We start from the raw sequence: 13,381 nt of genomic DNA, 5'->3' as shown, positions 1-13,381 counted from the left end.
TAAGCCTGCACCTGCCCAGGTGGGTGCAGGCTTTATAACCATCAGAAAGAGACATGAAAACCATACAAAAAACCTTATTACTGATTGCTTTTGTAACAGCAGCAGGAACAGCAAGGGCACAGCTAAACCCTCTTTCCTCTCAGTACTACATTAATCAGTATGCCATTAACCCTGCCTTTGCAGGGGAAACCGATGGATTGAAAATAAACGGGGCCTATCGCAAGCTCTGGGACAATATTCCGGGGGCCCCCCTTACCCAAAGCATTACGGCCGATTACGGTTTCAATAAGGTAGGTATCGGTCTGACCTTCAATAACGAAAGGGCCGGACTGCAAAGGGAAACCCGTGTAATGGGTTCTTATGCCTATCACCTGAAAGTTAGCGAAAGCGGCGCGAGACTTAATTTTGGGGTTTCCCTGGGCTTTACCAATCAGCGCCTGGAAACCGCAGACCTGTACGGAAATCCCAATGATCCCACTGTAGGTCAGTACAATGAACGAAAAACCTTTCTTGACGGGGACTTCGGAGTGGCCTATACCTCTACCGGGCTCACCTTGCAGGCTGCCCTTCCTAATCTGAAAAGGGTATTTAAAAAAGAAAGCCTGCCTTATGCAGATGGGGCCACTTTTTATACCGCTGCCAGTTATCTGTTTAAGCTGAGCGAAGGTGCACAGGGCGTTGACCTGGAACCTAAAGTTGCTTTCAGGGGTGTCAAAAATTATAAAAACATTTTAGATGCGGGTGCCCAACTGGGCTTTGCCAATAAACAGCTGTTTCTGATGGCCATGTACCACAGTTCCGAAAGTGCTACTTTTGGCCTGGGTATGGATTTTCAAAGGAAATACCTGATCAGCGGATCTTACAGCACACAAACTTCTGCCCTCACCGGCTATACCAATGGAAGCTTTGAGCTGAACCTGAGGTTAAACCTGGGACATTAAACCCAGCTGACCTTCAACAATAAAGGCCCTTTAAAATTAAGGGCCTTTATTGTTTTTAACAGGGCTGTTTTATTCGTTGATGAGTTTCAGCACCGCCTTGCCATCAGGGGCCTGAAGCCGGACCCCAAGCAATTTTGCCGCGGTCGGCGCAATATCTTCTAAATTAACCGATTCCAGGACCAGTCCTTTTTGCACACCAGCACCCGCTATAATAAAACCGGTTTGTATTTCCGGGATATCCGGAAAATAGCCGTGCGCCCCTCCTTTTTTTGGACCGATGACCGGACCTGAATTGGCATCCTGAATATAAATTCCTTTAACAGGTGCCAGGGCAAAACTGGCATGCGGGTCGGCACCAATCTGGTCCAGCTCCGCACGCTCTACAATTCTGAAGAGCTTTTTATATTCCTGTGGAAGTTCCTGTAATTTTTGACGCACCCTGGCCAGTACCTGCAGGTCTTTTGAATTTTTCAAATGAAAAAAAGCAGCACCCCCTGCAGCCTGAAATTTAGCCACAGGTTCTTCGGTTCCATTGATTTTACTGTCCAGTCCAATTTCCTTCAACCATACATTTGGGGAAAGCACCTTTTCTATATCCACAAAACCATGATCTCCGGTAACGATAATGGTCGTACTGTCTTGTATGCCGGCCTTGACAATCGCATCCAGTAAATTGGCCACCGCATGATCGGCAGAAGCAACAGCTTTAAACACACCTTCTCCCTGGCGTCCTTCCTTATGTTCTGCGCCATCTACCCCCACAATGTGAATGCTCAGGAAATTGGGTTTGTATTTACGGATCAGATAAGCAGCCATGCGACTGTTGTTTTCATCCATAGTCAGGTATTCTAGGTTCAGGTCGTTGATTTCGGCCTTACCTATGGCAAATTCCTCCATCTGCTGAAACAAGCCTTTCGGTGTGGCAAACTCTGCAATGGCACTTTTACGGTCCATCATATTCGTTGCTGACCAAATTTCCGGCAGGTTATAATCAATTTCCGCACCTACAGAAACCGGCCAGGAAACAGAGGCCGATTTTAGGCCCGCCTTTTTTACCGCTTGCCACAAAGTTTCCGACAGGATCTTTTTACTGTCTGTTACCCATTCGTATTTTCCCTGTTCGTTGCGGGGTGTATTGTACATAATCCCGTGTCTTGCCGGCATGGCCCCGGTAATCAGGGTGGTATGGGAAGGATAGGTCACGCTTGGAAAAATACAGCGCACGCCTTTGGCATAGGAACCCTGTTTCATCAGGGCTTGCAAATTGGGTGCAGGCCAGCTTTTATCCAGGTAAAAATCGGGCCTGAAACCATCTATACTTACCAGGATCACATGTTTGGAAGATTGGGCAAAACTACCGGAAACACAGAAAACGGCAATCAGCACAAAAATATTTTTAAGCAAAAATTTCATAAAATTTAATTTAAGAATGGAAAAATTTCAATTGCCTTTTTATTGGCAATGAGTACTTTATTCATATCGTATTTCATTGTCACAATGCCCGAACCGGTATCATTGGTAAAATCATCCATTGCCCTGTTCAGCGGAATAAATGCGGGGATCTGCGCCACACCATGTTCAGGCCTTACATTCGGATTGTTGAGTTGTTCGGTATTGGATACCGGGAACCTGATGCCCAGGTCTGTCATGCGGCGCCCCTCGGCAAAAAATATTTCCTGGCGAAGCCTGTACACCAGGTACAACAATTCATCCTGGCTTTGGGCAAGGTCTATATCAGTGGTCGTAACCTTGGTCCCGGAAATGGTGGCAATGGCAATATTCCCGGCCTGACGGTCCAGCACATAACCTTCACGAGGGCTATCATTTGCATCAAATTTAACTTTTACCGCTTTTAAGGGGTAATCGGTCCGGTTTCCTCCGTTGCGGGTTTCTTTTTTATCATCAAGGGAAAATACAGGCCTTTTCTGGACCACATCGCTCAGCAGGTTTTTCAGAGTCGTCTTTGCAGTACCCAGATCATTTTCTGAAACCTGGGCTTCTGCCAGGATCAGGTAAGCTTCTTCAGACTTCACAAAACTCACTGGCTTCTGGTCCTGCGCAATGGTGGTGGTGTGAAAATATTTAGGATCCAGAAAATCAAGCCTTGGCAAGGGAGCAAATTCATTGTTTGTTGAGGAAAAAATATAAGTCTGAAAGTCATTTGGGGCACTATTCTGGCCATCAAAAAACACTTGTTTCAGCAATAATTTATTCGCCATTGCAGCCAGTGCCGCCTCTTTGGCCTTCGTTGCATTTCCAAGGCCATAATACACCCTTGCTTTCACCAGGGTATAGGCCAGCTTTTCGTTAGGGTCTGTTTGCAGGGCAATCGCCTGTTCCAGGGCCGAAAGCGCCAGGTTATAATGTTCATTAGGACTAAGCACAGGCCCTTTGGCGCTACCAGGAAGCCCCACAAACAATTCGGCACTCAACAGGTGTGCGTAAGCGTTCATAAACAGCATTTCTGCTTTTTCAGTAGGCAGTGTACTCTTGTCCGCAGGTACCACAGCACTTAAACCAAATTCCGACAATTCCCTTAAACGGTGAACGGCCGACTGAATGTTATTTACATCCAGGTCGTAATTAGGTATTTGGGGAATATCAAATACTTTACTGCTTAAGGTCCGGTTGTTGAAATAATTATCTGAAACCAGCTCTGTATTAACGATCACCTGATTTAAAGTCAATGCCAGTTGCCGCCTGAGGCCAACGATCCATGATTTGGTAATATAAGGTGTGGTTACATACACATCGTCGGTCACATTCGGGCTTTCTACTTTTGTCAGCTCGCAGCTGCTGAGCACCAGGGCGGCGCTTAAAATGATCAGTGTCTTTTTTAAAAAAATCTTCATTTTTTGTATTGATAAAATCAATTGTTCTGTTAAAAATTCAATCTTACTGAACCCAGGAATTGTCTGGGTGCAGAATAGGTAGAATAGGAAATACCTCCTGTAGTGGCCCCGTTCTGTCCTTGCGAACTTCCACTAATGGTGGCTTCGGGATCAAAACTGGAAGCGGAAAAGTTAAAAGGGTTCACTGCAGAAAAGCCCAGGTTTACATTTTTGATCACCCCATTCCAGATGGCCGGTTTAAAGCTGTAATTCACACCAATGGTCCTGACTTTCAGAAAATCTGTTCTTTCGACAAACCTATTGGTAAAATCAAGCCATCTGGTCCTTTTACTTTTGTCAATTTCTGCCTGTGGAATCCCTTCTGTCGAAGCCCCATAATTGAACCTGAACTGTCTGTCAAAAGAAGCCGCATAGGCGCCCTTTTGATAATCTGCATTGGCAAACAGGCTCCAGTTTTTATACTGAAAGTTCAGCCCCATGCTTCCGAAAAGATCAGGAACAGTGGTGCCAAGATATTGCTGTGCCGTTGTACTTTCCAGTAAGCCCGCATCATTAAACACCCCATAATTACCACGTATAAAACCTATTGGGTAACCTTCCTGAACAACAGTCTGGACAGTTCTGGCACTAAAACCATTGATGTTAAACGGCGCTGCGCCCCCAGAACTCAGCACTTTATTATACAAGGTATTCACTGAAACATTAAACCGGAGGTTATAATTTACTGTCTTAACAGGAGTTATGACGGCATTGAGCTCAAATCCCTGGTTTAATATTTTTCCGATGTTTTTGATCTGGTTGTTTTCACCTTCAGATGGTGCCGGCGGCACCACAAACAAGGCATCCCTAGTCACCGAATGATAGTATCCACCAGAAAGAATAATCCTGTCTTTAAAGAAACCCAGGTCAATTCCGGCTTCCATCGTTTCTGTTTTTTCGGGTTTCAGGTTGGGATTGCCCGGCTGGCCAAATGAGGCAGCCTGCTCTCCGTTATGCCCGATAAAAGAAATGGTTCTTTCGTTGGAAAAAGGGGGCGGAAAATTTCCGGCCAATCCATAATTTCCGCGGATTTTAGCTGAAGAAAGCACCTGGCTAACAGACTGAAAATAATCTTCTGCACTTGGAACATACGAAAAACCAACTTTGGGATAATACTGTACCCCTATGTTTTTACCAAAGGCAGAGTTTCCATCTCCCCTTAAACCCAGGTCAAGAAACAATTTATTTTTATAACCCAAGTTTTCCTGGATATATACCCCATAATTGACCACCTTGGCATAGTATTCATTACTGGTCTTATTGGCGGCAATGCCAATAGTCTGTGCCCCGTCACGGATATTATCTCCACGGTATTCAATCTGGTGGTCTTCATTTCTAAAAAGCTGGCCACCTACCGTTGTGATAAAGGAAAAGTCATTCAGTTTAAGCTCATACTGGGCGTTCAGCTCAAAGGTGAGCCCAAGGTAATTGCGGTCAAAATTATCAATACTTCCCTGGTTATTGACCAGGGTATTGCTGGTGTGGGAAAGGTATTTGTTGGTGGTGATGATCTGCTGGCGCTGTGCCCTGAAGTCAATACCTCCGGTAGCCTTGACCACCAACTCTTTCAGGGGCTGATATTTAAAGATCTGGGAAGTCTGGAAACGGTTTACATTAATGCCATTGTCCTGCAGCCTTTCCGCTTCATCCACATAACTTTTCATTGCCCCATATTCTGCATCAGTTAGGGCATCCAGATCATTTTTAAACTTAGGGCCCGTAATGGCAGAAGCACCACTTTCAGCAAACCATAAACCGGTATAGCCACCCTGGTTACCATTACGGCTCCGTTTATATTTGTTGTTGATGTAACTGAAAGAACTTTCGTAAGTGACTTTAGCACCTAAAGCGGCCCTTAAACCTGTACGAAGGTCTATTCTCTTATTGCTGTTCTGGTCAAAGATCTGGACACCGCTGCTGTTCATATAACCGCCCGAAAAACTGTAACCAAAATTTCCCTGACCACCATTTAAGGCAATATGGTATTTTTGGTACAAGCCCTGTTTAAACAAAAGATCTTTACTCCTTTTAAAATACAAAAAGTCGGCTGTAGGGGTCTCGGCCCCAACCTGGCTTTCCACACTAATGTCTGTTTTTTCGGAACCTCCCTTTTTGGTAATGATCTGAATGACCCCGTTTGCGGCATCTGAACCATACAGGGTCGAGGCTGCCCCTCCATTGATGAATTCAATTTTTTCGATATTGTCCATCGGAATATCAGAAATAGAACTGATGGCCGCTCCCTGGGTACTTCCACCGCTTAATGCAGCATTGGTATTTAAGTTATCCATTCTTACTCCATCGACATAAATGACAGGTGTAGAACTGAAAAAAGCAGAATTTACACCTCGGGAACGGATAATAGAAGTTGCTCCTGCCTGTCCGCCGGTCAGTCTGATCTGGGCATTGGGCAATTTGGCCTGCAGCAACTGGTCTATCCTGGAAGCCGGAATATTCTGTAAATCCTTTTCCCCTATACTAACCACATTCGACGATAAACGACGTTTACTGATGTCAATACCCTGGCCGGTCACCACCACCTCATCCAGGCCGAGTAAATCCTGTTCCAGCTGGATGTCCAATGCATACTTATCACCTGTCCTGCTGATTTTAAAATCCCTGGTTTTATACCCAATATAGCTGACCTGCAACTGTATATCTTCCATGTCCCTTGGAACACTAAGCGTATATTTCCCATTGATATCGGTCTGAGTCGCTGCCGAACTTCCTTTTATCTTAATGCTCACTCCGGGAAGGGTTTCTCCACTGCGTTTGTCAGAAACCACTCCAAACACCTGCATGGCCGCGAACACCTTTTCCGTACGGATCAGAATGTACTTATCGCTGACCTGCTGAATGTCGGCACCCGACTGCTGCATCAGCTGTTTGAGCACAGCCGATACGGAAGCCTGTTTAACCTCTATACTGTATTTTTTATTGCTGTAGGTACTGTTGTTCTGGTAACCGATTACAAAGGAGCTTTGGCTTTCAATTAAATCGAGTACTTTTCTAAGGGGCAATTCTTTGGCTTTGAGATCAATTTTAATGTCGTTCATTGACTGTCCGGACAGGGAACCGGCATAGAGCAGTACATTTGAAAGAAACATCAGGGCTATTGTTAACTTCATTTTTAAACTAAAAAGTGACCATAGCGGGTATTTGCAACCCGGGTAAAATTTGTGCATATTTGTTTTGTTTTTAATGTTTTACGAGATTCATTGAAAATACGGAGTGCTGCTGCAGTACTCCGGGAAAGCCGGAAATGTTAGCGCATTCCCGGTTTTTTTGTGCTCTTTTTTAACTCATGACAGGTTTATTTAATAGTGATTTTACCATGTTGAAAACTGAACTTTCTGCGGGTTAGCGCCGAAAGGATGTCCAGGACTCCTTTCATCGATTCGTTGTTAAAACGTATGGTATATTTATTCTTTAGGTTAGTGCTTTTTAGCAGCTCGGCTTCAACACCATAATAATGTTCAAGTTGCCTGGCAATATCTTCTATACTGGCATTATCAATGTATAACTTATGGGACCTCCAGGAGGCAATCAGTTCGGTATTTTCCGTTTTGATTTCGTGTTTTCCGGTCTTTTTGTAAAAGCTTAAGGTTTGGTCTGCAAGCATTCCCGCAGCCAATAAGTGATCTTTCCCTTCGCTGACCTGTACCTTTCCTGTAGATACAGAAACCTTAATCCGCTCCATTTCCGGATAGGCGCTGATGTTAAAAGATGTTCCAAGTACCCGGGTATTGAGCCTGCCGGAATGAATAACAAAAGGCTTTTCCGGATTTTTGGTTACTTTAAAAAAGGCTTCTCCTTCCAGACTGACCTCCCTTAGCTTTTCACCAAAGCCTGCAGAAACTTTTAAGGTGGTCTGGCTGTTCATTAGCACCACTGTGCCATCGGCAAGGGTAACTTCTTTTCGGCTGCCCGCCGGGCTAAGGACCAGTATTTCTTTCCGGGGCATTATAAAAGCCCCTGAACTGTAAAAATACCAGCTGGCACCCAAAACCAGCAGCAAAGCAGAAACTGCCGCATAAGGGATATAAAGACGTAAAATACGGGCTTTAGCTGGAGGAGGTAAGGCTACCTTCAACGTCTTGTGGATACTTCTGCGAACCGCAAACCTTTCCTTTTTACCTGTAAATACAGGTACGGCATCTTGCTGGCTCACCAGGCCGGTATACCAGGCTTCTACAATTTCCTGCTCCCTGGCATTGCATTGCTTAAGGAGGTATTTTTTCAGCAGGGCTTTTGCCCTTTGTTGTTCTTGATTTTCTGACATCACTACTTACCTATCTCCCAAATGGCCTGTAAGTACTTTAAGCGAATGTTATCAAAACATCAAATTAAAAAACCTTTAAAAACGGATTAATGATCATGAAAAAAAGTGGCGATGGCCAGGATCAGACAAATGGTGCTATCGGAATGGTATTGCCCAAGACGGGCACGAAGCTTAGCCAGTACCGCACTGATGTTGTTTTTGACCGTTTGTTCAGAAAGGGAAAGGCGGGAGGCAATTTCTTTAATACTCAGCTGCTGCTCCCTGCTTAGCCGGTACGGAATTTTCAACCTGTCGGGCAGGCTGTCTACTTCATGCTCAATCTGGGACTGAAGTTCTTTTAGCAGATAAGGTTCATCACTATAAAATGCAGAAACAGGTTCCTGAAAAACGGTTAAACTTTGTGCTGCCGGGACCAGCACTCCGCAGCGACTGAAATAACTGATCACCGCATAGCGTGCCGCTCCAAATAAATAGGGAGCAATGCTACCTTGCTGGTTACAGCTGACCTGCTCCCGGTTTTTCCAGAGGCCCAGAAAAATATCCTGCACCAGGTCTTTGGCATCGTCTTTTTCCCTGATTTTAATCCGGATGTGCCCATACAGGTCTTCCCAATAACGGTCTACAAGGAGGGTAAAAGCCCTGTGATCGTTTTTCCTGATCAGTTCCATTAAGTGATTATCCGTAGACCTCTTCATATCCGGTCCAAAATTACAGCTGCTTTATGAACTCCATATTAAATTTGCGTACAGAATCTATTCAGAAGCTTGGGAGAATTTCATGCCCGGGCAAAAAAAATGCTGCCGGAAACCGGCAGCATGTAAAAACTCATCTGTGTGTATTAAGGTTTTATTCTGATGACATCACCAGCAGTGAATATCCCCATTTCCAGTGTCTTAAAAGAAATCAGTTGATCAGAAGCTTTAACTGCCTTCTGTGGAAGGGCAAAACGAAGTACCTGGCTCTCCCCTGCTACAGTGGCGCGGTCGCCTTTGACAATAATAGCCGTACCTTCATCAATCCCAACACAAATGTAATCTGGTTTATCAGCCAATGCAGAGATCAGGCGGTTGTACCGGCTGCGTTTTAAAAAATGCTGGTCAATAATGGTTTGTTTCAACAGGCCCAGACCTTCGGCAAACTCGATATTATGATGCCACAAACGGTCAAAGGTTTCTTTGTATTTCTGCTCCTGCAACTGTTTACCGGTAATCATATACCTGCTCATCACGGCCGCCCCGGCGCTGGTACCGGCAATGGTTGCCCCCTTCTGGTAAGCCTCATGGATGGCGGTATATACCGGTGTACCCAGTACCGCCTTCATGAAATGGTTCTGGTCGCCACCAAGAATATAAATCAGTTTGGCACCGGCAACAGAATCTGTCCATTTTTTATCCTGAGTACTGTGGTGGTTAAAATCAAAATTCCGGATGGTGGCATTGGTTTCTCTTTTCAGCTGCTGGGAAATGTATTTAAAACCGGTATCTGGTTGTTCACTGGCCATAGGCAATACAATAATGTAATCCTTTGAACCTAAACCGGCTGTGGAAACCAGCTGTTTAATCAAGGCATCAGAGCGGTTCCCCCCACCTATAATAAACAGACTGCCTTTTGCACTGTTTTGTGCAGATGCACACTGCATGAGCCCTACACACAAAAGAATACTTAAAACCGTTTTAAGTCCCAAGCTTAAAATTCCTTTCCCTTTCATTATTTATAAATCTGTATTTCAATTTTACCATCTGCGGTCACCGTTCCCCGGTACATCCCCTCTGTATTGAAGGGCATGGTCACATTGCCTTTTTTATCTAAAGCAATTAAACCACCATCACCACCCATTTTACCCACTTTATCCAAGACCACTTTAGCGGCTTCTGCCACTCCCATGTTTTTGTATTCCATAAGGTCGGAAATGGTTTTGGCAACGACATTGCGAATATAAAACTCACCCCATCCGGTACAGGAAATACCAGCAGTTTCGTTATTGCAATAGGTACCTGCCCCAATAATTGGTGAATCGCCCACACGTCCGTACTTTTTATTGGTCATCCCTCCGGTAGAAGTACCCGCTGCCAGGTTCCCTGATTTATCCAGGGCAACGCAGCCTACTGTCCCAAATTTATTGTCATGGTTTTGAATACCCATTTTCATGGATTTTTTACTCCCATGATCCAGAACAGCTTTGGTCGAATCTTCCTGTATGGCTTTCTGCAAACCATCCCAGCGCTCCTTTGTCCAGAAATATTTTGGGTCTACAATTTCCAAACCGGCTTCTTTTGCAAATTTATCGGCGCCTGCGCCCACCATCATCACATGTTCGGATTTTTCCATTACCGCCCTTGCCGCACTGATCGGGTTTTTAACCGTGGTCACCCCGGCCACAGCGCCTGCTTCCAGCGTTTTTCCGTTCATAATGGAGGCATCGAGTTCATTACGCCCGTCGTGGGTAAATACAGCCCCTTTTCCGGCATTAAAGAGCGGGGAATCTTCCATCACATGAATGCTTGCTTCTACAGCATCCAGACTTGACTTTCCGGATTGAATGGCGGCATAACCCGCTTTTAAAGCAGCGGTTAAAGCCGCTGTGTAAGCCGCTTCCTTTTCAGGAGTCATGTTTTTTTTAAGGATGGTCCCTGCTCCGCCATGGATCACCATAACATATTTTTTTTGCTGGGCATTTAAGGAAAAACTGCAGGCTGCCAGCATCAGGACGGCCCAAAATTTAAATGTTCTCATTGTTCTTTTTTATTTAATGTTCCGTTATCGATCCACCACCACCAGGCTTTCCCGCCGCTGGCCTGGGCAAGGTTAAAAGTATTGACGTTAAAATTACCGCCCCCGTTCACCGATGCAGGAATTTCATATACGGCAAGGGCCTGGTTGTTGCGGTTCCAAATTGCCTTTTTGCCATTTTCAAACTGTTCGGGCATTTTGGAAAGGTCTGTACTGATAAAATAGGCGTAGCTGTAGGGGCGCGTGGTGGAATAATCACCATATACCTGGGCGCTGCCTTTATCATCAATACAAACTGCGGTGCGCTCGTCTGCCGCAATGGCCTTGGCGGCGATGTTCCAGTCTTTTAATATCCTGCCTAAAAAAACGGCCGAACGGCCTTCTCTTTCCCTGGTCAGGTAATGCTGGTCGGTAATCACCTGCTGCAGGTAAGGCGCTTTCAAAAAGTCATTGTTGTACAGGTTCACCGAACTAAGGTAAGGATTCTGCAGGGCATCTGCCGAGGTGACGCTTCCATTTTCCCCGCTATAATAAAAGCCCCCCAAAATGGCACAACCTGCACTGGTGCCACCTACCGGTGCTTTCTTTTCGGTTAGCAAATAATTGATCGCTTTTTCGGTTTTTGTCCCCTTCCAGTATTTCATATAATCGGACTGGTCACCACCGGCAATAAAAAGCATTTCGGCATTCCGGATCATATAAGCAACCGTATCGTTATCGGCCAGTGCCCTGCTGTCTATTTTTAGGGTTTCCACAGAATTGACACTGCCCAGGGCGTTGATGTAAGGATTATAGGCGTCTGTACCCGTGGCTCTTAACACCACCACATCACCTCCTCCACTGCGTGCAATCATCCATTTGAAAGCGGCATCGACATCAGTTCCCCCTCCCATTAACACCATACCACCGGTAACGGATTTGGTCACATTGGCCGTGTCTCCTATAATACCAATAGATGCCGGCCGGCGTTTCACCGGGTTGACAGGATTAACCGGTTTCCCGCCACCGTCCGGGACGGTGGTGCCTGGGCCATTTGATTTTCCGCAGCCCATTGCTGATATCCAGACAGAAAAGATTAAGATCAGGACTGGTTGTTTCATAACATATCGTTTAAAGGAAGCACATTAAAGTGCTTCCTGAGTTTAATAATTTGGATTTTGTACGGTGTTTTTATTGATCTGCATTTCCTGCGCCGGAATTGGGAAAGCATACTGTGCCTGCTCCGGTACCAGAAGTACAGCGCCTGAAGCATTGGCTGCATCAGCTGCTAATCGTTGTACAGGCATATTTCTGCGTTTCAGATCAAAGAAACGATGGCCTTCAAAAGCAAGCTCCTTGAAACGTTCAGTATAGATGGCATCAATCAGCGCCGCTTTATCGGCAAAACTGGCATTAGTGTAACCGTTGATCCTGGCTGCCCTCAATGTATTCAAGTCTCCCGCAGCATCTCCGGTAGATTCGGCCTCTGCTTCTGCCCGGATCAGGTACATTTCTGCGGTACGGAACAATTTAATATCCGTTAAACCTGGTGCAGTAGAAGTTCCCCCGATGTATTTATTGACCAGGTACTGGGATTTAAAACCCGTACGGCTGGGGTCAAATTTAATGTAGGCTGCATAACGGATGTCATTTACTTTATCAAAAGTATTAATCAGCTTCTGCGCAGGGGCATACAAAACAATTCCACCTGTTTGACGATAAAAGAAATCACCCAGCCTTGAATTGGTCGTTCCGACCCTTTTAAGTTTCCAAATCACCTCATTGTCATTGGCATCTGTCCAGATGCCCGGAAACTGGGCCTTGTTTGCCAACGGGGCTGAATTAATCACTTCAGTTGCATAACGGATCGCATCCGCCCAGTTCTTTTCATACAGCGCTAATCTTGCCTGTATCGCCGCAATGGCCGGGGCTGTAATCCTGCTTTTATCGGTCAGCCCGGCAGGCATTAAGGCTTTGGCAGCAAGCAAATCTACTTTAACCTGGGCAACAACCGCTTCAAAATTGTCACGGGCAGGATAGCTGATGGAAAAGGTTTTCATATAGGGTACGCCCAGCGCACCATTCTGATAGCTGGCCGCATAAGCCCGCAGCGCTTCCAAATGGAAATAAGATTTTATGGCCAAAAGTTCGGCCCGGTACTGGTTTCCTAAAGTGAGGTCCGCTCCGCTCAGTTTTAAGGCATCTAAGCCAGCCAGCGCCCGGTTTGCCCGGTCTATACCTATATAACAGGTATAATAAAAAGAAGTTACCGAACCATTACTGGCCGTATACAACCAGCGGAAAGCATCACTGTTTCCAACTATATTTTCGGTAGGAAAAGTCGCCTCATCCGATACGGTCACCGACAAACTGCTCATGTCGTAATCGGCTGCTGCATAAGCGCCAATCAGTCCTTTATTAATGTCGCTGATGTTGCGGTAAACGTTGTCAGGGCTTAAGGTATCGGTAGGCTTTAAATCCAGTTTGGTACAGGAAACACTTAAAACCAGTGCAGGTAACAACAGGATGTATTTTTTATATTGATGTTTCATTGTCTT

The 13,381-nt window shown here is 45.4% G+C and carries 10 protein-coding genes; 1 reads left to right on the top strand and 9 read right to left on the bottom strand.

Annotated elements, in window-relative coordinates:
* Nucleotides 1-53 precede the first annotated feature (53 nt).
* The gene (locus tag B0O44_RS00590; RefSeq protein ID WP_110826761.1) at nt 54-941 is read left to right on the top strand and encodes a PorP/SprF family type IX secretion system membrane protein; all 888 of its coding nucleotides are present in this window, start codon (nt 54-56) and stop codon (nt 939-941) included.
* 69 nt (nt 942-1,010) lie between these two features.
* Here the strand turns inward: B0O44_RS00590 and B0O44_RS00585 are convergent, their stop codons facing one another.
* From B0O44_RS00585 to B0O44_RS00545, 9 genes are all read right to left on the bottom strand, one after another.
* A complete protein-coding gene (locus B0O44_RS00585; RefSeq protein WP_110826760.1) occupies nt 1,011-2,354 on the bottom strand; it encodes an alkaline phosphatase family protein in 1,344 nt (447 codons plus the stop codon).
* Between the two features lie 5 nt (nt 2,355-2,359).
* Nucleotides 2,360-3,793: a RagB/SusD family nutrient uptake outer membrane protein gene (locus B0O44_RS00580; protein WP_110826759.1), complete on the bottom strand. Its 1,434-nt coding sequence runs from the start codon at nt 3,791-3,793 to the stop codon at nt 2,360-2,362.
* Between the two features lie 29 nt (nt 3,794-3,822).
* Complete coding sequence (locus B0O44_RS00575; RefSeq protein WP_245943503.1) at nt 3,823-6,960, bottom strand: TonB-dependent receptor domain-containing protein; 3,138 nt, start codon at nt 6,958-6,960, stop codon at nt 3,823-3,825.
* A gap of 185 nt (nt 6,961-7,145) precedes the next feature.
* Nucleotides 7,146-8,114, bottom strand: a complete 969-nt coding sequence (locus B0O44_RS00570) for a FecR family protein (protein WP_110826757.1) — start codon at nt 8,112-8,114, stop codon at nt 7,146-7,148.
* A gap of 86 nt (nt 8,115-8,200) precedes the next feature.
* Nucleotides 8,201-8,809 carry an RNA polymerase sigma factor gene (locus tag B0O44_RS00565; RefSeq protein ID WP_110826756.1) on the bottom strand — a complete coding sequence of 203 codons (609 nt, stop codon included), beginning with the start codon at nt 8,807-8,809 and terminating at the stop codon, nt 8,201-8,203.
* A gap of 143 nt (nt 8,810-8,952) precedes the next feature.
* Complete coding sequence (locus tag B0O44_RS00560; RefSeq protein WP_110826755.1) at nt 8,953-9,822, bottom strand: cyanophycinase; 870 nt, start codon at nt 9,820-9,822, stop codon at nt 8,953-8,955.
* A complete protein-coding gene (locus B0O44_RS00555) occupies nt 9,822-10,847 on the bottom strand; it encodes an isoaspartyl peptidase/L-asparaginase family protein (protein WP_110826754.1) in 1,026 nt (341 codons plus the stop codon). The genes B0O44_RS00560 and B0O44_RS00555 overlap by 1 nt, the downstream gene beginning before the upstream one ends.
* Nucleotides 10,844-11,944 (bottom strand): cyanophycinase, encoded by a 1,101-nt coding sequence (locus B0O44_RS00550; protein WP_110826753.1) that lies wholly within the window; start codon nt 11,942-11,944, stop codon nt 10,844-10,846. The genes B0O44_RS00555 and B0O44_RS00550 overlap by 4 nt, the downstream gene beginning before the upstream one ends.
* Nucleotides 11,945-11,986: 42 nt before the next feature.
* On the bottom strand, nt 11,987-13,375 hold the full coding sequence (locus tag B0O44_RS00545; RefSeq protein ID WP_211321283.1) for a RagB/SusD family nutrient uptake outer membrane protein: 1,389 nt from the start codon (nt 13,373-13,375) through the stop codon (nt 11,987-11,989).
* Nucleotides 13,376-13,381: the final 6 nt, after the last annotated feature.

The organism is Pedobacter nutrimenti, from assembly GCF_003208655.1.
GTDB lineage: Bacteria > Bacteroidota > Bacteroidia > Sphingobacteriales > Sphingobacteriaceae > Pedobacter > Pedobacter nutrimenti.
The sequence above is the reverse complement of the archived record's forward strand: the minus strand, read 5'-3'. Positions and strand labels throughout refer to the sequence as shown.